Source organism: Rhizobium sp. NPDC090275, assembly GCF_044772225.1.
Classification (GTDB): Bacteria; Pseudomonadota; Alphaproteobacteria; order Rhizobiales; family Rhizobiaceae; genus Rhizobium.
In genome coordinates this window covers 192,470-214,477 of the sequence record NZ_JBIVYL010000003.1, presented here as the reverse complement: position 1 = coordinate 214,477, position 22,008 = coordinate 192,470, and the positions used below count along the sequence as shown (strand labels likewise).

The 22,008-nt window shown below is 61.5% G+C and carries 19 protein-coding genes and 1 tRNA gene; 5 read left to right on the top strand and 15 right to left on the bottom strand.

Annotated elements, in window-relative coordinates:
* Positions 1-23 precede the first annotated feature (23 nt).
* Entirely contained in the window at positions 24-1,271 is a 1,248-nt protein-coding gene (locus tag ACIQUB_RS08980; RefSeq protein WP_113235528.1) for an FAD-binding oxidoreductase, read from the top strand.
* A 129-nt stretch (positions 1,272-1,400) separates the two neighbouring features.
* Entirely contained in the window at positions 1,401-2,621 is a 1,221-nt protein-coding gene (locus ACIQUB_RS08975) for a YeeE/YedE family protein (protein WP_113235527.1), read from the top strand.
* Here ACIQUB_RS08975 and ACIQUB_RS08970 read toward each other — a convergent pair.
* From ACIQUB_RS08970 to ACIQUB_RS08935, 8 genes are all read right to left on the bottom strand, one after another.
* Positions 2,618-3,151: a gluconokinase gene (locus tag ACIQUB_RS08970; protein WP_113235526.1), complete on the bottom strand. Its 534-nt coding sequence runs from the start codon at positions 3,149-3,151 to the stop codon at positions 2,618-2,620. The two genes, ACIQUB_RS08975 and ACIQUB_RS08970, sit on opposite strands and share 4 nt — an antisense overlap.
* 52 nt (positions 3,152-3,203) lie before the next feature.
* A complete protein-coding gene (locus ACIQUB_RS08965) occupies positions 3,204-4,040 on the bottom strand; it encodes a dipeptide ABC transporter ATP-binding protein (RefSeq protein WP_112979890.1) in 837 nt (278 codons plus the stop codon).
* Positions 4,037-4,885: an ABC transporter ATP-binding protein gene (locus tag ACIQUB_RS08960; RefSeq protein WP_113235525.1), complete on the bottom strand. Its 849-nt coding sequence runs from the start codon at positions 4,883-4,885 to the stop codon at positions 4,037-4,039. Before ACIQUB_RS08960 ends, ACIQUB_RS08965 begins: the two co-directional genes overlap by 4 nt.
* Position 4,886: 1 nt before the next feature.
* Complete coding sequence (locus ACIQUB_RS08955; protein WP_018898502.1) at positions 4,887-5,774, bottom strand: ABC transporter permease subunit; 888 nt, start codon at positions 5,772-5,774, stop codon at positions 4,887-4,889.
* 9 nt (positions 5,775-5,783) lie between these two features.
* On the bottom strand, positions 5,784-6,788 hold the full coding sequence (locus ACIQUB_RS08950) for an ABC transporter permease subunit (RefSeq protein ID WP_018898501.1): 1,005 nt from the start codon (positions 6,786-6,788) through the stop codon (positions 5,784-5,786).
* An 89-nt stretch (positions 6,789-6,877) separates the two neighbouring features.
* Positions 6,878-8,473, bottom strand: a complete 1,596-nt coding sequence (locus ACIQUB_RS08945; protein WP_112979889.1) for an ABC transporter substrate-binding protein — start codon at positions 8,471-8,473, stop codon at positions 6,878-6,880.
* 338 nt (positions 8,474-8,811) lie between these two features.
* Entirely contained in the window at positions 8,812-9,294 is a 483-nt protein-coding gene (gene rirA / locus ACIQUB_RS08940; protein WP_113235524.1) for an iron-responsive transcriptional regulator RirA, read from the bottom strand.
* A gap of 180 nt (positions 9,295-9,474) precedes the next feature.
* Positions 9,475-10,971 (bottom strand): CoA-acylating methylmalonate-semialdehyde dehydrogenase, encoded by a 1,497-nt coding sequence (locus ACIQUB_RS08935; RefSeq protein WP_112979888.1) that lies wholly within the window; start codon positions 10,969-10,971, stop codon positions 9,475-9,477.
* Positions 10,972-11,091: 120 nt separating this feature from the next.
* On the opposite strand from ACIQUB_RS08935, the gene ACIQUB_RS08930 reads away from it, so the two are divergent.
* On the top strand, positions 11,092-11,973 hold the full coding sequence (locus ACIQUB_RS08930) for a LysR family transcriptional regulator (protein ID WP_113235523.1): 882 nt from the start codon (positions 11,092-11,094) through the stop codon (positions 11,971-11,973).
* A gap of 15 nt (positions 11,974-11,988) precedes the next feature.
* Here ACIQUB_RS08930 and ACIQUB_RS08925 read toward each other — a convergent pair whose 3' ends face one another.
* The 4 genes from ACIQUB_RS08925 to ACIQUB_RS08910 all read right to left on the bottom strand — a co-directional run bounded on the left by ACIQUB_RS08925 (position 11,989) and on the right by ACIQUB_RS08910 (position 13,603).
* Positions 11,989-12,147: a hypothetical protein gene (locus ACIQUB_RS08925; RefSeq protein ID WP_018898496.1), complete on the bottom strand. Its 159-nt coding sequence runs from the start codon at positions 12,145-12,147 to the stop codon at positions 11,989-11,991.
* A 42-nt stretch (positions 12,148-12,189) separates the two neighbouring features.
* On the bottom strand, positions 12,190-12,588 hold the full coding sequence (locus ACIQUB_RS08920; protein ID WP_113235522.1) for a DUF4174 domain-containing protein: 399 nt from the start codon (positions 12,586-12,588) through the stop codon (positions 12,190-12,192).
* Between the two features lie 85 nt (positions 12,589-12,673).
* Entirely contained in the window at positions 12,674-13,135 is a 462-nt protein-coding gene (locus ACIQUB_RS08915) for a hypothetical protein (RefSeq protein ID WP_113235521.1), read from the bottom strand.
* Positions 13,136-13,357: 222 nt separating this feature from the next.
* Positions 13,358-13,603 (bottom strand): helix-turn-helix transcriptional regulator, encoded by a 246-nt coding sequence (locus ACIQUB_RS08910; protein WP_113235520.1) that lies wholly within the window; start codon positions 13,601-13,603, stop codon positions 13,358-13,360.
* A gap of 362 nt (positions 13,604-13,965) precedes the next feature.
* Between ACIQUB_RS08910 and ACIQUB_RS08905 the strand changes: the two genes are divergently transcribed.
* Positions 13,966-14,853, top strand: coding sequence for a universal stress protein (locus tag ACIQUB_RS08905; RefSeq protein ID WP_113235519.1), 888 nt, complete (start codon positions 13,966-13,968; stop codon positions 14,851-14,853).
* Positions 14,854-14,909: 56 nt separating this feature from the next.
* On the opposite strand, the gene ACIQUB_RS08900 is transcribed toward ACIQUB_RS08905, so the two are convergent.
* Together ACIQUB_RS08900 and ACIQUB_RS08895 are read right to left on the bottom strand one after the other, a co-directional pair.
* A tRNA-His gene (locus ACIQUB_RS08900) sits at positions 14,910-14,986 on the bottom strand.
* 127 nt (positions 14,987-15,113) lie between these two features.
* Positions 15,114-15,557, bottom strand: a complete 444-nt coding sequence (locus tag ACIQUB_RS08895; RefSeq protein WP_113235518.1) for a phasin — start codon at positions 15,555-15,557, stop codon at positions 15,114-15,116.
* Between the two features lie 213 nt (positions 15,558-15,770).
* Here ACIQUB_RS08895 and ACIQUB_RS08890 point away from each other — a divergent pair, with 213 nt between their 5' ends.
* Entirely contained in the window at positions 15,771-19,787 is a 4,017-nt protein-coding gene (locus tag ACIQUB_RS08890; protein ID WP_113235517.1) for an ATP-binding protein, read from the top strand.
* Between the two features lie 220 nt (positions 19,788-20,007).
* On the opposite strand, the gene ACIQUB_RS08885 is transcribed toward ACIQUB_RS08890, so the two are convergent.
* Positions 20,008-21,960, bottom strand: coding sequence for an acetoacetate--CoA ligase (locus tag ACIQUB_RS08885; protein ID WP_113235516.1), 1,953 nt, complete (start codon positions 21,958-21,960; stop codon positions 20,008-20,010).
* Positions 21,961-22,008 lie beyond the last annotated feature (48 nt).

The following is a 22,008-nucleotide window of genomic DNA, read 5'->3' as shown; positions in this document are numbered from 1 at the left end:
ACTATCGTGGGTTTCGTGGGAAAATGACGAAGAACGTAATCGTGCTTGGAGCCGGCATCGTCGGCGTATCGACGGCCATTCATCTGCAGCGGCGCGGACGCCAGGTGACATTGATCGATCGCAAGCCGCCGGGCAACGGCACATCCTTCGGCAATGCCGGATTGATCCAGCGCGAGGGCGTGGTGCCCTACGGCTTTCCGCAGCAGCTCGGCCTTCTCGTCCGCTACGCCTTCAACAACCGTATCGACGCGCATTATCATCTGAAGGCGCTGCCGGGCCAGCTGTCGTTTCTGGCGCGCTATTGGTGGCATTCCAACGCCAAGCGCCACCAGATGATTTCGAAGGCCTATGCGCCGCTGATCGCGCATTCGATCTCCGAGCACAACGACCTGATCGAGGCGGCAGGCGCCGAGCATCTGATCCGCAAGAACGGCTGGATCGAGGTGTTTCGCACCGGTGAGAAGCGCGACGCGGAATTCGCCGAGGCCGAGCGGCTACAGCGGGAATTCGGCGTCGGCTTCGACAAGCTGGATACTGGCGATCTGGCGCGGCTTGAGCCGGATCTCAATCTAGGTTTCGTCGGCGCGTTGAAGTGGCGCGATCCGTGGTCGGTCATCAATCCGCAGGCGTTGACGGCAAGCTATCTGCGCTATTTCGAAAGCATCGGCGGCCGCTTTATCACCGGGGATGCGAACTCCTTCGGCAAGTTCGGCGCCGGCTGGAAGATCGCGACCGATGAGGGTCCCGTCGAAGCCGATGAGGCGGTGATGGCGCTCGGGCCATGGGCGGCGGTCGCGACGAAGCGTCTCGGCTACGCCTTCCCGCTAGGGGTCAAGCGCGGCTATCACATGCATTATTCGGCGAAGGGCAACGCGGTGCTCAACAACACCGTGGCCGACACGGAGCTCGGCTATCTGATGGCGCCGATGGAGAACGGAATCCGGCTGACGACGGGTGCCGAATTCGCGGCGATCGACGCGCCGAAGACGCCGGTGCAGCTCGACCGCGCCGAAAAGGTGGCACGCGGCGTGTTTCCGCTCGGCGAGCGGCTCGATCCCGAACCCTGGATGGGCGCCCGTCCCTGCACGCCCGACATGATGCCCATCATCGGCAAGGCGCCGCGCCACGAAGGCCTGTGGTTCGCCTTCGGCCACGCGCATCACGGGCTGACGCTCGGACCGGCGACCGGCAGGGCGCTGGCGGAGCAAATGACGGGCGAAAAGCCTTTCGTCGACATCTCCGCCTACTCGCCGCAGCGGTTTAATCCCTAACGGCCGTCGCTTTCCGTATTTAAGGTCGCAATGAGGACAGGAATCCGCCCTGGCGGCGGATGACGCAACGTGATTCCTACACAGCTGGCGGGATAGTCCTTAAAACAGGCGGGAAACTAGGAAATCCCCATGTCCATCGCTTCTTCCTCCGCTCTCGACGCCAGAGAGCCCGCGCTCGGCACGCCGGGCCTCGGCTCGCTGCTCGTTCTCATTCTCGGTACGCTGCTGCTCGGCTATTATTACGGCCCGGCACAAGGTGCGCTGTTCCTCGTCGGCGGCGCGCTCGGTATCGCGCTTTATCACGCCGCCTTCGGCTTCACCTCCGCCTGGCGCGTCTTCATTGCGGATGGACGCGGGCGCGGGTTGCGCGTGCAGATGATCCTGCTTGCCATCGCCGTCGTGCTGTTCTTCCCGTTTCTCGCCAGCGGCACGCTGTTCGGCCATGAAGTGAAGGGCTCGGTGTCGCCTGCCGGCATCGGCGTCATCGTCGGCGCCTTCATGTTCGGCATCGGCATGCAGCTTGGCGGCGGCTGCGCGTCCGGCACGCTGTTCACCGCCGGCGGCGGCAATGCGCGCATGCTGGTGACGCTGTTCTTCTTCATTGTCGGCTCGGTGCTCGGCACCATCAACTTCGACTGGTGGGTCAGCCTGCCGTCGCTGCCGCCGACATCACTGGTAACGAGCTTCGGCGCTGCCGGCGGCATTGCGGTTTCGCTGATCATCTTCGCCGCCATCGCCGGCTTGACCGTGCTGGTCGAGAAGCGCTGGCACGGATCGCTGGAGGTCGCAGCCCCCTCACCGCGCCGCGGCTTTGCCCGCCTCCTCCGTGGTCCATGGCCGCTGGTGCTCGGCGCGGTCGTGCTGGCGCTGCTCAACTTCGTGACGCTGTCGATCGCCGGCCGGCCCTGGGGCATCACCTCGGCATTCGCGCTGTGGGGCGCCAAGGGCGCGCAACTGATCGGCATCGATCCGACCGCCTGGGCCTACTGGCAGACGCCGGCCAACGCCAAGGCGCTCGCCACCAGCGTGTTTGCCGATGTCACCTCGGTGATGGACTTCGGCATCATCGCCGGCGCCATGCTCGCTTCATCGCTGGCCGGCCGCTTCGCGCCGAGCTGGGATATCCCGCTGCGCTCGGTGCTGGCGGCCGTCATCGGCGGACTGCTGCTCGGATACGGCGCGCGCATCGCCTATGGATGCAACATCGGCGCCTATTTCTCCGGCATCGCCTCGGGCAGCGTACATGGCTACCTCTGGGCCGTGGCCGCCTTCGCGGGCAATGTCATCGGCGTGAAGCTGCGGCCGTATTTCTTCTTCGAGAAGAAGATCCTGCTGCGCAACGACGGCTAGTCGATGCCCAATGCCTTGAGATCGCGGAGCGCCGTCTTCGCGATCTCGTCTATCGTTCCATCGATATCGACGGTCACGACGCCGGCCTCACCGGTCGGGATCTCGAGCGTTGCCAGCTGGTTTTCAAGCAAAGAGAGCGGCATGAAATGGCCCTTGCGGGCACCCATTCGTGCGGTCAAAAGCTCCTTTGAGCCGTGCAGGTAAACGAAGAAGAGATTGCCATCGACGGCGGCGCGCAGGCAGTCGCGGTAGCTCCTCTTCAGCGCCGAGCAGGAAACGACAATACCCTCGTTGCGGTCGAGCGCTGTCTTCATCGTCTGGCCGATGATGTCGAGCCAGGGTAAGCGATCGTCGTCGGTGAGTGGGGTGCCCTTCGACATCTTCTCGACGTTGGACGCCGGATGCAGGGCGTCGCCTTCGGCGAACTCGACGGCAAGGGCTTCCGCTATGGCCTCGCCTACAGACGACTTGCCACAGCCGCTGACCCCCATGACGATGATGGCATGGGGGCGCGTGTTTTGTGCTGACATTCCAGAAACTCTCCTCACCTCGGCATGATCCGCCGTGTCAGGAGACCCAAGCTTACGACGCGATGGCCGCATTCTTGCGGGCGAGACGTGCCCTGATGGTGTCGACATCGGCGCGCGGCGTCGCCGCGAACAATGTCTTGGTATAGCTGTGCTGCGGGTCGTTGAAAACCTGATCCCGCGATCCGTATTCGACAGCTTCGCCGTAATACATGACCATGACGTCATCGGCCATGTAGCGGACGACCGAGAGGTCGTGGCTGATGAAGACGTAGGTCAGGTTCAGCTCGTCCTGCAGGTCGGCAAGCAGGTTCAGCACCTGTGCCTGGACCGAAAGGTCAAGCGCCGAGACCGGCTCGTCCAAGACCAAAAGCCGTGGCTTCAGCATCAGCGCGCGAGCAATCGCGATACGCTGACGCTGGCCGCCGGAGAACATGTGCGGATAGCGGTTGAAGTGGACGTCCTGCAGGCCGACCTTCTTCAACATCGACATCGCCAGTTCGCGGCGTTCGGCAGCGGGCGTGTTGGTGTTGATGATCAGCGGCTCCATCAGGATATCGCCGATCTTCTTGCGCGGGTTCAGCGAACCATAGGGGTTCTGGAAGACGATCTGCACCTTGCGGCGCATTTCGGGCGTCAGATCGCCGGCTGCGATATCCACCTTCTTGCCGTCGATGAAGAGTTCGCCGTCGCTTGCCGGATCGATCATGGTGATGATGCGGGCGAGCGTGGACTTGCCGCAGCCGCTTTCACCGACGATAGCGAGCGTCTTGCCCTCATCGACCTTGAAGTTCACGCCCTTGACGGCGTGCACGGTCTTTTCCTTCTTGAACAGGCCGCCCGGCAGAAAGTAGTTGCGGACGATGTTCTTGCCTTCGAGGACTGGCGTCATTGGGCCGCTCCCTCACTCGTCTGTTTGAAGATTTCGCCGATGGTCGGCAGGCGGTCGCCGGTGGCGTTGTCGGGCAGAGCCGCGAGCAGCGCGCGGGTGTAATCGCTCTTCGGGGCTTCGAACAGCGACAGCACGTCGGCCTCTTCCATCTTGCGGCCCTTGTACTGCACGATCACGCGATCGGCGGTCTCGGCGACCACGCCCATATTGTGGGTGATCATGATGAGGCCCATGCCGTGTTCCGTCTGCAGGCGCATCAGGAGATCGAGGATCTGCTTCTGGATCGTGACGTCGAGCGCGGTGGTCGGCTCGTCGGCGATGAGGAGCTTCGGGTTGCAGGCGATCGCAATCGCGATCATCACGCGCTGGCACTGGCCGCCCGACATCTGGTGCGGGAAGTGGCCGAGGCGCTCGGCCGGGTTCGGAATGCCGACGGCCTCGAAGAGCTCGATGGCGCGCTTGCGGCGCTCCGCCTTGCCGAGGCCGAGGTGAATGCGCAGCACTTCCTCGATCTGGAAGCCGACCGTGAAGCACGGGTTGAGGCTGGCGATCGGCTCCTGGAAGATCATCGACATGTCCTTGCCGATGATCTTGCGGCGCTCGGCTCCCGACATGCCGAGCAGATTGCGGCCGTCGAAGACCAGCTTGTCGGCGGTAACCTTGGCGGTCCAGGGCAGAAGGCCCATGGCTGCCAGCATGGAAACGGACTTGCCGGAGCCGGATTCGCCGACGATGGCCAGAACTTCGCCGGCCGAGACCTTCATCGACACGCCATCGACGGCGCGGAAGGTGCCGGTCGAGGTCTGGAACTCGACGACGAGATTTTCGATTTCGAGAAGTGCCATATCAGGACCTCTTCAGTTTGGGATCGAGCGCATCGCGCAGACCGTCGCCCATCAGGTTGATGGCGAGAACGGTGATGAGGATGCACAGGCCCGGGAAAGTGACGAGCGACGGCGAACTCTGGAAGAACTCGCGGGCGTCGGCGAGCATCGTGCCCCACTCGGATGTCGGCGGCTGGGCGCCCATGCCGAGGAAGCCAAGGGCCGCCGCGTCGAGGATGGCCGCCGAGAAGGCGAGCGTTGCCTGAACGATCAAGGGTGCCAGGCAGTTCGGCAGGATCGTCTTGAACATCAGGCGAAGCGTGCCGGCGCCGGCGACGCGGGAGGCCACGACATATTCCTTCTCGCGCTCGCTGATGACGGCGGCGCGGGTCAGGCGGACGAAGTGCGGCTGGTTGACGATCGAGATCGCGATCATGGCGTTCAACAGGCCGGGACCGAGAACGGCGACCAGCACGAGGGCCAGAAGCAGCGACGGGAAGGCCAGGATGATATCCATGACGCGCATGATGATCGTATCGGTGCGGCCGCGGAAGTAACCGGCGATGAGGCCGAGCAGGACGCCGGCGACAGCCGACAGCGAGGCGACGACGAGGCCGATGAACAGCGAGAAGCGCGTGCCGAAGATCAGGCGCGAAAGCATGTCGCGGCCGACGGCGTCGGTGCCGAGCAGATAGGCGCTGTTGCCGCCTTCCGACCATGCCGGCGGCAGGCGCTGGAAGCCCGACGGTACGTTCGGATCATGCGGGGCGACGACGGATGCGAAGATCGCCAGCAGGAGAACGAAGACGAAAACGACGAGGCCGATGACCGCGCCCTTGTTGCGGGAGAAGTAGTACCAGAACTCCGAGAGACCGGAGGGCTGGGCAGACGTGGTGTTTGTCGTGCTCATGGGCCGCTCCTAGTGTCTGATGCGTGGATTGATGAGACCGTACATGAGATCGACGATCAGATTGACGAGCATGATGATGGCCGCGATCAGGAGCAGACCGCCCTGAACCACGGTGTAATCACGCTTGAAGACCGCATCGACCATCCACTTGCCGATGCCCGGCCAGGAGAAGATGGTTTCCGTCAGGATCGCGCCACCAAGCAGAACACCGACCTGCAGGCCGATCGAGGTGACGACCGGGATCATGGCGTTGCGCAGCGCATGCACGCCGACGACGCGCAGCGGGGCCAGGCCCTTGGAGCGGGCGGTGCGGACGTAATCCTCGCCGAGAACCTCGAGCATGGCCGAGCGGGTCTGGCGGGCGATGACGGCCAGCGGAATGGTGCCGAGAACGATGGTCGGCAGGATCAGCGACTGGAAGGCCGACTTGAAGGCGCCGGCCTGACCGGACAGCAGACTGTCGATCAGCATGAAGCCGGTGACCGGCTTGAAGAAGTACATCAGCGAGATACGACCTGAAACTGGCGTCCAGTGCAGCGTATTCGAGAAGAGAACGATGAGGAGCAGGCCCCACCAGAAGATCGGCATGGAGTAGCCGACAAGGGCGACGCCCATGACCCCCTGGTCGAACCACGTCCCCCTCTTCACCGCGGCGAAGATGCCGGCGGGAATGCCGAGGATGATGGCGAACAGGATGGCACAGAGCGACAGCTCCAGCGTGGCCGGAAACAGCGACATGAATTCCTGCAGGACCGGGCGCTTGGTGACGATCGACGAACCGAGATCGCCCTGAACGAGATTACCGAGGTAATCGATGTACTGGACGTAGACGGGCCGGTCGAGGCCGAGGTCGTGCATGATTTCAGCGTGGCGTTCCGGCGCCATGACGCGCTCGCCCGACATCAGCATGACCGGATCTCCGGGCAGCAGGCGGATGAACGCGAAGGCGATGATGGAAACACCGAGGAAGGTGGGGATCAGGACCGCTAGGCGCCCGATGAAAAAACGAAACATATCATATGTCCATATTAGTCCGGCGGTCAGGTATCAAACCTGACCGCCGGCCAAGCCCGATCTTGTCGGGCATCTTTGCATAGATTTGGTTATTCGGCGATATCAACGCCGTCGAAGCGGTGAACACCGACCGGATCCTGCACGTAGCCGGAAACCTTGGCGCTCATCGGAACGAATTCCGTCGAGTGGTCGAGGGTTGCCCAGGGTGCTTCCTTCTTGAAGACGACCTGTGCTTCTTCGTAGAGCTTCGTGCGCTCGGCAACGTCAGCGGTCTTCTTGGCCTTCTTCACGAGGGCGTCGAATTCCTTGTTGCACCACTGCGCGCGGTTGTTGCCGCCGACGGCTTCGCAGCCGAGCAGCGTGTCGAGGAAGTTGTCCGGATCACCATTGTCACCCGTCCAGCCGAGGATAGCAGCGCCATCGCGCTTCACGTCCTTGGAGAGCTTCAGGTATTCAGCCCATTCGTGGGTGACGATGTCGACCTTGACGCCGACCTTTGCGAGGTCAGCCTGCATCAGCTCGGCGGCGCGACGTGCATTCAGCATGTACGGACGCGAAACCGGCATTGCCCAGATCTTCATCGAGAGATCCTTGACGCCAGCGGCTTCAAGCATCTTCTTGGCTTCGTCGGGGCTGTAAGCGTCGTCCTTGACGGCGTCGTTGTAGGACCACATCGTCGGCGGGATCGGGTTCTTGGCAACCTGGCCAGCGCCCTGGAAGACGGCATCGACGATCGCCTGCTTGTTGATCGCCATGTTGAGCGCCTTGCGCACTTCAGGCTTGTCGAACGGCGCCTGCTGGGTGTTGTAGGCGAGGTAGGAAACGTTCAGGCCCGGCTGTTCCAGAACCTTGAGGCTGGAATCGGCCTTCAGATCCTTGACGTCCGCTGCGTTCGGGTAAGGCATGATGTGGCATTCGCCGGCCTTGAGCTTCTGAGCGCGAACCGAAGCGTCAGGGGTGATCGCGAAGACGAGATCGTCGATCTTTTCCTTGCCCTTGAAGTAGCTTTCGTTGGCCTTGTAGCGGATGACGGCATCCGGCTGGTAGGCGACGAAGGTGAACGGACCGGTGCCGAGCGGCATCTGGTTCATCTGCTCCATCTTGCCATCGGCCTGCAGCTTGTCGGCATATTCCTTGGAAACGACCGATGCGAAGTCCATGGCGAGGTCGGCGAGGAACGGTGCTTCCGGATGGTTCAGCGTGAACTTGACGGTCAGGTCATCGACCTTTTCGACCGACTTGATCAGCTCGGGGAAGCCCATGCCGGCAGCGTATTCGTAGGAAACGCCGGCGACGTACTTGGCCCAGGGGCTGTCGGCCTTCAGCTGGCGGTCGAACGAGAAGACGACGTCGTCGGCGTTCAGGTCGCGGGTCGGCGTGAAGAACTCGGTGGTCTGGAACTTGACGCCCGGATGCAGCTTGAAGGTATAGGTCAGGCCATCATCGGAAACGGTCCAGCTGTCTGCAAGGCCCGGCTCGACTTCGGTCTTGCCATGCTTGAACTCGACGAGGCGGCTGTAGACGGTACGCGACGAAGCGTCGAAGGTGGTGCCAGCCGTGTAGATTGCGGGATCGAAGCCTTCCGGCGATCCTTCCGAGCAATATACAAGCGTCTTGGACCAAGCGGTCGACGCCATGGCCGAAGCCAAAACGGTCGCTGCCAGAAGGACAGAGATCTTTTTCATGATTTCGTTTCCCAGGTTTGTTCTTTTATACGTTTGTCTGATCGCAGAGCGCTCCTCCCGATCGAGCGCCGATGGAACGACATTTGATTGTTTAAATCAACGACCGGGCCGGAAAATTTTTCCAGCCGAACAACTTTAGTAATTTTACGCCGAAAATTGGTCACATTTAGCAATATTCACGCTGGATAACCCTTTTTTTGGTCGCATTTAATGTTGCGCATATCACCGGTAGTGCAAATACCGGTCCTCGGGATAGGCGCCTGTCATCAGAATCCAAAAACGAAACAACCGCAGCCATGATCCATGACTGCGGTTGTGAAGAATAACGCCACGCTACCTCAGGCAGCCGGCGCGACGGCACGAGGCTTGGGCTGATGATGGTTGCCATCGAGGCCGAGTAGGAAGTTGATCTGCGGACGAGCCTTGACCAGATCGTCGATCGAATACTGCGTCAGCACGTCGAAGAAGGCGTTCAACGCCTTTCGCAGCGCCGAGTTCAGGCCGCAGCTATCGACCAGCGGGCAATCGACTTCGCCGTCGTCCTCGAAACATTCCGCCATGGCGAAGCTGTCTTCGGTAACCCGGACAACGTCGAACAGGCTGATCTTGTCCGCCGGCTTGCCCAAGCGGACACCGCCGTTACGGCCACGCACGGTCTCAACCAGACCGGCCTTGTTCAGCGGCTGCAGGATCTTGAACAGGAAGAGTTCGGAAACGCCGTAGGCCTTGGCAATTTCCGGAATCCGGCTGAGACTGCCTTCATTGGCAGCGCAGTACATCAACATGCGAACAGCATAGTTGGTCTGCTTAGTCAAACGCATGCCGATCTCCAGATTCGTTCTCGTTAGGCACTGTATATAGTGCCTTTGATAGTTTTGAACAATTCCAAAATAGAAAAAGATGAAAAAATGAATCACGTTATAAAAGCGGGGAGAGTGCGCCCCTAAACGAAAACGGGCCTCTTGCGAGGCCCGGTTCCAAAGCTCAACTGTTACAAATGCTTACTTCATCGTCGGCATGACGAACTCGGCACCGTCCTTGATGCCTGATGGCCAGCGAGCGGTGATCGTCTTGGTCTTGGTCCAGAACTTGATCGAGTCCGTGCCGTGCTGGTTGAGGTCGCCGAAGCTCGATGCCTTCCAGCCGCCGAAAGAGTGGTAGGCGAGCGGAACAGGGATCGGAACGTTGATGCCGATCATGCCGATGTTGATGCGAGAAGCGAAGTCACGCGCCGCATCGCCGTCGCGGGTGTAGATCGCGACGCCGTTGCCGTATTCGTGCTTCATCGGCAGATCGAGGGCTTCCTCGTAGTTCTTGGCGCGAACGACAGAGAGAACAGGTCCGAAGATTTCGGTCTTGTAGATATCCATATCCGGCGTGACGTGATCGAACAGCGTGCCACCGACGAAGTAACCGTCCTCATAGCCCTGCAGCTTGAAGCCGCGGCCATCAACGACCAGCTTGGCGCCTTCTTCGACACCCTTGTCGATGAGACCGGAGACGCGAGCCTGGGCTTCCTTGGTGACAAGCGGACCGAGGTCAGCCTTGTCGTCCGTATAGGGGCCGATGCGCAGCGCCTCGATCTTCGGCGTCAGCTTCTCGACGAGGCGGTTGGCAGTTTCCTCACCGACGGGAACGGCAACGGAGATCGCCATGCAGCGCTCGCCGGCGGAACCGTAGCCAGCGCCCATCAGAGCATTGACCGCCTGATCCATGTCGGCGTCCGGCATGATGATCATGTGGTTCTTGGCGCCGCCGAAGCACTGCGCGCGCTTGCCGTTCATGGCAGCGGTGCCATAGACGTAACGGGCGATCGGGGTCGAGCCGACGAAGGAGACGGCACCGATATCCGGGTCCGTCAGGATCGCGTCGACGGCTTCCTTGTCGCCGTTGACGACGTTGAGGATGCCTGCTGGCAGGCCGGCTTCGATCATCAGTTCGGCGAGGCGCATCGGCACGGATGGATCGCGCTCGGAAGGCTTCAGGATGAAGGCGTTGCCGCAGGCGATAGCCGGCGCGAACATCCACATCGGGATCATGGCCGGGAAGTTGAACGGGGTGATGCCGGCGCCGATGCCGACGGCCTGGCGCATCGAGTACATGTCGATCGCGGGACCTGCGCCCTCGGTGAACTCGCCCTTCTGCAGGTGCGGAATGCCGCAGACGAATTCGCAGACTTCGAGACCACGGATGATATCACCCTTGGAGTCTTCGATCGTCTTGCCGTGTTCCTTGGAGAGCATGACGGCGAGCTCGTCCATGTGCTTGTTCAGGAGCTCGACGAACTTGAAGAAGACACGGGCGCGGCGCTGCGGGTTAGTGGCTGCCCACTTCGGCTGCGCGGCCTTGGCGTTTTCGACGGCGGCGCGCATCTCCTCGACGCTGGCGAGCGCTACGGTTGCCTGAACTTCGCCCGTTGCCGGATTGTACACATTGCTCGCGCGGCCGCTCGAGCCGACGACGTGTCTACCGCCGATGAAATGACCGATCTCATGCATGGATGTGTCTCCTCTGGGTTCACAGTCTTTATTGGATGAGCCAGCATCGCACTTCAATTTGCACAAATCAATGAACAGGTTTAAGCAACCGTTGTGCAAAAATTAAAGCCGGAGGCCGATTTGGACTGGGATGATGTGCGTATGTTCCTGGCCGTGGCCCGAACCGGACAGATCCTTTCGGCCTCCAAGCGGCTGGGCGTCAACCACGCCACGCTGAGCCGGCGGGTGACGACGCTGGAGGAGCGGCTGAAGACGCGGCTGCTCGTTCGGCGCACCAATGGCTGCGACCTGACGGCGGAGGGCGAGATGTTTCTGCATGCTGCCGAGCGCATGGAGACCGAGATGCTGAGGGCGCAAGCGAGCCTCGGCCATCTCGACAGTAGCATCGCGGGAACGGTCAGGATCGGCGCGCCCGATGGCTTCGGAGTGGCGTTTCTCGCACCTCGGCTCGGCCGGCTGATCAAGCGACATCCGGAGCTCAGGATACAGCTGGTGCCGGTGCCCCGCTCCTTCTCGCTGTCACAGCGCGAGGCCGATATCGCGATCACACTGGAACGGCCGGAACAGGGGCGGCTCGTCTCGTCGAAGCTGACGGACTATACGCTGGGCCTCTACGCCTCGAAGGACTATCTGCGCGCGAACGGCACGCCTCAAGATATCGACGCGCTCAAGGATCATCCCCGGATCGGCTATGTCGAGGACCTGATCTTCACGGCGTCGCTGAATTTCTCATCGGCGGTGATGCGCAGCTGGGACGCCGGCTTCGAGATTTCGACCGCAACCGGGCAGACGGAAGCGGTTCGCTCCGGCGCCGGCATCGGCATCCTGCACGACTACATTGCCCGGCAGTATCCCGAGCTGATCCGGATCTTGCCCGATGTCTCGATCGAGCGTGCCTACTGGACGACGTATCACGAGAGCGCACGCGATCTCGTTCGCGTGCGCACCGTCGTCGATTTCCTGCAGGAACTGGTGGCTGCCGACAGGCAGATGTTCCTGTAGTTACGTCCGCACGCGTTACGCATGCTTGGGTGGCTCGTCGTTTTCATCCGGGTTGGGATTGGGCAGCTCGTCGGGCAAGCTGTCGGGCTCCGGCTCATGGATCGGAGGCTGCGGCGCCCAATCGGGTCCCGGCATCGGCGGCGTGCCGGGCAAGGGTTCGTTTGGCACGGACATGATCCGCTCCTTTCTTCGATGTGTCTTTAAAGGTGTGGCGGCTTAAGGCCGGGCGGCTTCGGCTGCGCGCATCGGCATGGCATCGATGATGGTGAAAAGCTCGGCGGCCGTTATCGGCTGGCCAATCGTGAGCTTCACCGTTCCATCCTTGCCGACAAGGAAGGCCATGAATTCTCCCGCCGGCGGGGCAGCCAGATCACGGGCGAGCGCATTTGCGTCCAGATCCCTGACCGTGCCGAAAAGCGCGCGCACGGTGTCGCCGGCCACCTTCAGCACGACGACGTCGCGCTCTTCGAGGCCGGGCCTGTCCGCCATAAGCTGGTTCTCCTGCCGGGCGCTTCGGGCATTGTCCTTGTCGGGAAAGATCACAATGACGCGGCTGTTCCAGCGGAACTGCGCAAGGCTTGCGACAACCGATGTGTCGGCTTGGGTCTCCAACATACACACGCTCCTTTGAGAGAAGGAAAACGTGCGCTGCCAACCGTAGTTCCATTATTGGCCGAGAAGGACCGGTATCGCCTTGCGATCACCCGCGCCAGGACCGGCGCAATTGCCATATGCTGCCGAACAGCAGGACGAGAAGCGGCAAGCTGCCATAAGACAGGTGAAAACCGGCAAGCGGCACCGCGGCGAGGCCGCCGTCGTCCACCGTCATCGGGAGATGAACCCATCCGATCAGGTAGACGGCGCGGGATGCGGCAATGGCGGCCATGATCAGACCGGCGAGATCGATGAAGCGCATATGCTCGCGCACGGCCGTCGCGAAGACGCCGAAAAAGGCAGCGGCAAAGGTCAACAGCATAAGATAGGTCGCCCCCCCGAGCAGGCTGAAGTCATGCAGCAGGATATCGTCGGTCGTATCCGGGAGGCCGGTGTCGAGGATCGGAAGCACGACGGCCAGAACCGCGCACACGAGCAGCATGCCGCGCTCCAGGAGTTCGCCGCGATCGAACAATCGATCGCAGATGCGAAATGCACGTCGTTCCATGATGCCATCCCCACGATACCGTCCCGCGGCCGCTCAACATGATGTAGCGCCCGGAGGAACATTCGCCCTCAGGTTGCTAATCTATCTTATATGGAGGGAGGTAAAACTACCTCTGGCATCGGCCCGTCCCTGGGGTTCGGGCAACAGGGTTAATGAACCGCTAAGCGAGGATGCAAGCGGCAGGACCGGCGAAATGCCGCCGGTCCCGCAAGAACAACTGGATTATTCCAGGCCGAGCGAAGACAGCGGCAGCTGCAAGGCAGCGGCGATGCGCTTGATCTTGGCGGAATCCGTATCTTCGCCGCTTTCGATTTCCTCGATTTCAGCGACGAGCAAACCACACGTCACGGCGAGATCGTCAACGCTATAGCCAATGGTCTCACGTGCCGTTTTCAAAACAGCGGCTGCGTTGACCGGAGGGATTGGCTGGGCGTTGGATTTATCCAGATTGCTGAGCGAAATGGACATATAAGTCTCCTTCTAAAATCACTCTGAATTAACCCCCGGCGGGAAAATGGCATTCTCGTTCACATTTTGCAACGCAATATAACGCAGGGGGCGCGGGGCATGGCGATGATATTGATTAGCAACGCCTTTTATACAAGGGTGACTCACGAAAAATACCTGTCGGGCGCGGCGACAGGACTTTGAGAGGCCATGTCAGGCACAGCCTGGAGAGGCGGACGACTCGTCTGAACGCTCGATTTTCCCTTGATGGAGCATGTTGCGGAGCGTCATTTGCAGGCGTAAAATCATGACATCGGCGCCTGCGGTGAGGTCGCCTTGATGCGACCATTGTTTGATCCGGCGAGCGCCCCTTTGGAGCGCGTATGACCATGTTCACGAAGGATCGCAGAGACGCTGATCAGGATATCGAAAGCTACAGTCCGCTGTGCCGATCGCATGGCGGCGCTGAGGTGCTGGCGCTTCTGCCCGATCCGATGACCGCCCGGCTCTGTCTCGACCTTGCCGAGGACGCGGCGCATGCCGTCCATGGCTCCATGGCCGCCGCCCATATCGGATCGGAGCCGATGACGCTGGTCTTCTCGCCCGAGGAGATCGATTTGATACAGTTGCGCGATCACGCCGAGGGCTCATCGCGGCAACGTTTCGAGCAGGTCGGCCGGGCATTCGCCACTTGGCGCCGGCGCCACGCGCAGCGACGCACGGTTTTTCTCGACGATTGCCGCGGCGATGTCGCGCGTTGCGTCGCCACCGAATGCGCGGCGAGCGAGCTCGTGGTGACATCGAGGCACGGGAACGCCGATGCGCGCGACGCCTTTCTCAGCGTCGTGTTCAACCAGCACAAACTGGTCCTGATGCCGCCCGCCAGCGACTACTACCAGGGCAATCTGTTCGGCCATGTGGTGATCGGCTGGAGACAACAGGGACACGCCGAAGAAACGCTGATCGCCGCCAAACGCTGGCTTGCCGCCGCGAAACGGATCACGCTCGTCTGCATCGACGACACCGACGGCAAGGCCAAGACGAGCGCGGAGGCCCTGCTTGCCCGCCTTGCGCTTCAAGGCCAGGTGGTCGAGATATCGTCGAATGGCCGTTCGATCGGCGAGACAATCGTGGAATTCGCCAAGGCGCAGAACGCAACCTGCCTGCTGATCGGCGCCTTCAAGCACGGCTATCTTCTGGAATTGCTCTTCGGCCGGATCACCCGATACGTGCTCTCGCACGCGACCATGCCGGTGATGATGAAGCATTGAGGCGATGTCTCGAAGGAGACGAAAGCCGGATACTTATCTCATTATCGTGGAGAGAATGGTACGGTTGGGGGGTCTCGAACCTCCGACCTCAGGTGCCACAAACCTGCGCTCTAACCAACTGAGCTACAACCGCACAAACGTCGCTTGGCGCGACGGGGGTGACATACGGGGACTTGAAATTTAATTCAAGCCCTATCTGTCCTTAATATACAAAAAGGCTGGACGAAGGGTCCAGCCTTTTCGTTCGTCTGTCATAAAAATCAGGCAGCCTTAAACGAAGCCATGACCTTTTCAGCGGCTTCCTTCGAGGGCTTGGCAACCTTTTCGGCTACCAGCTTGGAGGTTTCCTGCATGGCCTTGGCCTGTTCGATCGTCAGTTCCGTCTGCTTGCGCAGGAAAGAGGTCTGCAGTTCGAAGAATTCGGCCACGGACTTCACCGAGAGGAGCGCGTCCATGTGGGTCAGCGAGTTCTCGGCATTGGTGCGCAGGGCGCCGATCGCCTGATGGCCGATTTCGGCAGCGCCGGCCTGGGCCGTCTGAACGGTGGATTCGAGCGTCTTGCTGGCTTCTTCGCCGGCTGCCTTCATCTTGGCATAGGCGTCGCGCGACTGCTGCGAACCCTTTTCGGCGAAATCGCGAAACGAGTCAGCGAACTTCGCGGGGTCAAAAGAGGAGATAGAAAATACGTCTTCCATTTTCGCCATTGGTGCTTGCTCCTTGTGTCTCGGCATCGTGAAAGCCTCGTTTGTTAGGTAAGTATCATATAGCGCATCTTATTGTGCACTGCAACATAATTGTGCGACGCAACCGACGTTAACCTTTTCGGCCGAAAGCCATTGGTCGTGCTGGACCGGTTTGCGCCCTGTCGTTATTAATAGACCGTTAATTTGCCAGGCCCGAAGACTAAAGGTCCGCTGATGCCCGCAGTCCAATATCCGTTCATCGACATCGCCGTGCATCCGCGTGTGCGGGAGCACTTTGCCCGCGGGGAAGCTCTGGTGCTTTTCTCGGCGGACCTTGCGCGTGCGCTCTGGGCGAACGGCGCGGGTGCGGAGCTTTTCGGGCATGCGGCCGTCTATGATCTTCTGGATCAGGGTGTCAATCGCGGCGATATCACCTATCGCCAGCTGGAAGTCACCGCCCGGCAGCTCTCAAGGACCGGTGATACCAGGAACTTCATGATCCGCATCGCGCAGGGTTTCCAGCGCGTGGCCGTGCAGGCCTCGGTTGAACTGATTGACGTTTCCGGCGAAGCGGCGGTGCTCGTCTCATTGCCGGTCGCGACGCGGGCGCTGTCGACGGAGCAGTCGGCCGCGCAGATGCTGAAGGGGCTCGACGATCCGGATACGCATATGGCCGTCATCGGTGGCGAAGGCGAAATCGTTGCCGCCTCCCCCGGCTTTTCATCCCTCGGCGTGACGCAGCCGACGGCCAAGGCGCTGGCGACGATGGCTGGAGCACATCCGCATGGACTGATCAAGCGACCGGTCGCAACAGGCAAGGGTTACCTGCCGGCCGCCGTCGGGCGAATCAGCAGCGAGCCCGCGCTTTACCTGCTTTTCGCGGTCGAGACCGTGCTCGGGCGTCTGGACCCGACGGACACGCCGGACTTATCCACAAGCCCCGTTAACCATACCGTTGTCGCCCCGACCTCGACATTCGCCGACGCGATCGATGCCGTTGCCGAGATCGAGGATATCGAGGACGCGCCGGACGAGAGCATTGCCGACGATACCGACATCGCGGAGGCTTCGGCTGTTGCCGCCGAGGCATTCGAGGCAGAGACCGTGCCTGCCGGTGACGAAGCCTACGAGGCGGGCGTGATCGAGCCTGATATGGCCCGCGACATTGACGAGGAAGCGGCCGGGCCCGCTGACGTCGAGACGCTGGCGGATTCTGATCCGGAGCCCGAGGCATTGCTTGCGGCAGACGATGCCGCCGACGATATCGAGGATGCCGAGGCGCCTGCAACTGCCGAGGAGACGGTAGCGTCCGATGATGGCGAGGCTGACGAGGCATTCCATCCGGGCGAGACGGTTGCCGATGACGACATCGCGGCCTTCGAGCCGGATGTTGTGAGTGCTGAGCCGGTGGCTGCTGCCGAACTGGGCGATGGTGAGGTCGCGAGCGACGATGGCGTGGCCGATGAGGCGCCGGCACAGGCGGAGGAGACCCACGTCGCCGATCTGGATGATGACGCCGAAGTCGCGCCCGCCACCGCAGAGATCGCTCCCGAGGCTACGCAAGTGGCGGCCGAGAACGGCCGCTTTGTCTTCAAGCCGAACAGTCGGGCGACGCGTTTTGTCTGGAAGATCGACGCCGAAGGTCATTTCAGCGAGGTTTCCGGCGAGTTCGCGGAAGCGGTTGGTCCGCATGCGGCAGACATCATCGGCATCGCCTTCAGCGATGTGTCGGCGCTGTTCAATCTCGATCCCGAGGGCAAGATTTCCGAGGCGCTGGCGCGCCGCGACACATGGTCGGGCAAGACCATTCACTGGCCTATCGAGGGCACGAGCCTCGCCGTGCCGGTCGACCTGGCGGCGCTGCCGACCTATACGCGCAGCCGCGAATTCGATGGCTTCCGTGGCTTCGGTGTCGTGCGCCTCTCCGACGCGGCGGAAGATCCGCTGGCGCTCGGCCTGACATTCGGCCCTGATGGCATTGCTTACAGCGACGCTGTACTAGATCAGCAGGACGACGAGACCGTGGCGGATGAGCATCAGCTCGTGGAAGAGCCGCCTGTTGAGGACAGCATCGACGAAGCGCCGGTTTACGTGGAGACAACGGACGCTGCCGAGGCAGCCAAGGACAATTTCCTGGCTGAGGAAGAACACGCCGTCGAGGACGATACGCCGGCTCCAACGCCAAGCGTGGAAACACCACGCGCCGAACCGCCGGTTTTGCGCATCGTCGAAACGCCGAACCGCCGACTGACCGACAAGATCGTGCAGCTGCATGGCGTCGGCCCCGGCCTGACGAACGCCGAGCAGGCGAATTTCCGCGAGATCGCCAAGCGTCTCGAAGCGTTTGGCGTGAATACGCCGGATGAGGATGGCGAGGCGAAGCAAGCGGCTGACGAGGCGCAGACGGTGACCGACGAGGCACCGCGCACGGACCTGATTGACGACAAGGCAGCGCAAGGCGATGAGGTCGTTGCCGAGACGACGGATCAGCACGAGGACAGCGCCGAGGTCTCGGGATCGGATGAAGCTGAGCAGCCGGTATCCAGCGACACCGCAGACAGCGATACTGTACTAGGTGATGCCGAGGTCCCCTCCTCTTCCGAGCATTCGGCGGACGAGCCGCTCGACGACACGCCTGTTGCAGCCAATGACGACAGCGACGACGTTACCGAAGGTCTTGAAGAAACGGTGAGCCAGATGGATATTCTGGCGAGCTTCATTCCGCCACGTGTGAAGATGACCGATGGTTTCTCGGCAGGCATGATCGATCAGTTGCCTGTCGCCGTGCTCATTCACGCCGGCGATCAGCTCATCCATGCCAACCCCGAATTCATGCGCCTGACGGGCTACAGCTCGCTGCAGGATCTGGCCGATGTCGGCGGCATCGATGCGCTGCTGCAGCGCGACGACATTGACGACGCCAGCGCGCGCCATGACGGCATGATGCTGGTCACCATGGAAGACGACCTCGTGCCGGTGTCGGCGCGGCTGCAGTCGATCCGCTGGGAAGACAGCACGGCATTGATGCTGGCCTTGATGCCTGTCGTCAGCGAGCGGCCGGCGCCTGCCCCGGAAGTTGCTCCTGCTATCGACGGACGCGCCGCCGACCGCATGGTCGAGAAGGTCGCCAAGCTGCAGGTGGAAGTCGAGGAACTGCGCTCGATCCTGGAAACCGCGACCGATGGCGTCGTGGTGATCGGCGCCGAGGGCGACATTCGCTCGATGAACCGATCCGCCAGCGCGCTCTTCAACTATGACGAGGAGGACACGCGCGGCAAACCCTTCGTGATGCTCTTCGCGCATGAAAGCCAGAAGGCCGTGCTCGACTATATCAACGGCATTTCCAGCCATGGTGTCGCGAGCGTCCTCAATGATGGGCGCGAGGTGATCGGCCGCGAGGCATCAGGCGGTTTCGTGCCGTTGTTCATGACGCTCGGGCGGCTCACCTCCTCCAGCGGCTATTGCGCCGTGATCCGCGATATAACCCAGTGGAAGCGCACCGAGGACGAGTTGCGCGGCGCCAAGAGTGCCGCCGAGACGGCCAATGCCCACAAGACAGACTTCCTCGCACGCGTCAGCCACGAGATCCGCACGCCGCTCAATGCCATCATCGGCTTCTCCGACATGATGGCCGGCGAGCGCTTCGGGCCGATCGGCCATCCCCGTTATGTCGAATACGCCAACGACATCGGCCGTTCGGGCCGGCATGTGCTCGATATCGTCAACGATCTGCTCGACATCTCGAAGATCGAAGCCGGCGAGATGGATCTCGATTTCGACTCGATCAATCTCAACGAAGCGATCTCGGAAGCCGTGGCGCTGCTGCAGCCGCAGGCCAACAGCCAGCGGGTGATCATCCGCACGGCGCTTTCGCATGCGGTTCCCGATGTGGTCGCCGATCTGCGCTCGATCAAGCAGATCGCGCTCAACATCCTTTCCAACGCCATCCGCTTCACGCCATCGGGCGGGCAGATCGTCGTGTCGACATCTTATGAGTCGAATGGCAGCGTCGTGCTTCGCATCCGCGACACGGGCGTGGGCATGACCCGCAGCGAGCTAGACCAGGCGATGAAGCCGTTCCGGCAGGTGTCGACGCAATCGCGCCATCGCGGCGAAGGCACCGGCCTCGGCCTGCCGCTCACCAAGGCGATGGTCGATGCCAACAGGGCGATCTTCGCGATCAACTCGACGCCCAACGAAGGGACGCTCGTCGAGATAGCGTTTCCGTCGCAGCGGGTTCTGGCCAGCTAAGAAAAAAGGCAGCCAATGGGCTGCCTGAGAGTTTGGGTGCTGTTCAACAAGGGCTTAGGCGGTCTAACATCATGTTGCGGGAGCAGAGGCTCCAAGCTGCCTCGTTCATATGCAGCCCCAAGTTACTTTTAGCTTTGACGACGCTTTCTTAACGAAAGGTTGCCAACGCCAGGAAGCTCTGCCCGGTCATATATTGTAGTTTCACTATCATTTTAATTATTCAGGCGCGCAGCTCTTCAATATTTGAAAATAAATCAAGGGCTTGCGGATTGGCGAGCGCCTCCTTGTTTTTCACCGGCCGTCCATGCACGATTTCGCGAACGGCGAGTTCGACGATCTTGCCGGACTTGGTGCGCGGAATATCTGCGACTGCGATGACCTTGGCGGGGACGTGACGTGGCGAGGCGCCGCTGCGGACTCGCGCTTTGATTGATTTGACCAGCTCATCGGTCAGCGCAACGCCGGATGCCAAGCGCACGAAGAGAACGACCCGGACATCGTCCTCCCAATCCTGGCCGATGCAGAGCGCCTCGGCGACTTCGGGCATCTGCTCGACCTGATTGTAGATCTCCGCCGTACCGATGCGCACGCCACCCGGATTGAGCGTCGCGTCCGAGCGGCCGTGAATGATGATACCGTCATGCTCGGTCCATTCGGCGAAATCGCCGTGGCACCAGATATTGTCGAAGCGCTCGAAATAGGCAGCGCGATATTTGGCGCCATCGCTGTCGTTCCAGAACATGACCGGCATGGACGGGAACGCCTTGGTGCAGACAAGCTCGCCCTTTTCGCCGCGCACCGGATGGCCGTCGTCGTCCCAGACATCCATGGCAAGGCCGAGCCCCGGCCCCTGGATTTCGCCGCGCCAGACCGGCTGCATGGGATTGCCCAGCACGAAGCAGGAGACGATGTCGGTGCCGCCGGAAATAGATGCGAGCTGAATGTCCTCCTTGATGCCCTCATAAACGAAGGTGAAGCCTTCCGGCGATAGCGGCGATCCGGTGGAGCTCATCAGGCGGAGGCTGCTCAGGTCGTGCGAGCTGCACGGCGTCAGGCCGCTCTTGCGCACGGCATCGATATATTTCGCCGAGGTGCCGAAGACCGCGAACTGTTCGGCTTGCGCATAGTCGAAGAGCACATTGCCATCCGGCGCGAAGGGAGAGCCGTCGAAGAGGCAGAGCGTGGCGCCGACGGCGAGCCCCGATACCAGCCAGTTCCACATCATCCAGCCGCATGTCGTGAAATAAAAAAGCTTCTCGCCGGCGCCGAGGCCGCAATGCAGCCGATGTTCCTTGAGGTGCTGCAAAAGCGTGCCGCCGGCCGAATGCACGATGCACTTGGGCACGCCCGTCGTGCCCGAGGAGAACAGGATGTAAAGAGGATGCGAAAACGGCAGGCGCACGAATTCGACCGGGCGAACCGGATAGGCGGCGATGAAGGCATCCAGCGTTCGGGCACCGTATACGGCCTGCGCGACATCTTCGGCGTCACCCGCATAGTGCACGACGATGGTGGGAACGCCGAGCTTTGCTGCGACCGCTGCCACCTTCTCCGTGATTGGCTGCAGCTTGCCGCCATACCAATAGGCATCGCAGGTGACGAAGAGCTTCGGCTCGATCTGGCCGAAGCGATCGAGCACGCCCTGCTCGCCGAAATCGGGGGAGCAGGAGGACCAGATCGCGCCGATCGAGGCGGCTGCGAGCATGAAGGCGACCGTTTCGGGCACGTTCGGCATCATCGCCGCCACGCGATCTCCTGATGCGATGCCTTCGGCGCGCATGGCCTGCTGCAGTCTCGAGACCTGCTCGCGCAACCGGTCCCAGCTCCAGCGATCCTCTACCTTGTCTTCTCCGCGAAAGATGATCGCGTCGCCGGCCCCTTCGCCCGAGAGCAGGTTTTCGGCGAAGTTCAGCGTCGCATCGGGAAAGAAGCGGGCGTCGAGCATGATCTCGTCATCGACAAGCACCCGATCGCCGCGCTCGCCCTTGACGCCACAGAACTCCCAGACCGATGTCCAGAATTTGGCGCGGTCGGCGACCGACCAGGCATGCAACTCGCCATAAGTGGATAGGGAGAGACCGAAGTCCCGGTTGCACGTCTGCATGAATGCGAAGATCGGGCTCGCTTCGACAGAGGCTCGCGAAGGGATCCAGAGTGGCTTATCGTCACGCATGCAGAACTCCTCTTGTTGCCAACCTATATAACACGCCATGAAGACGGA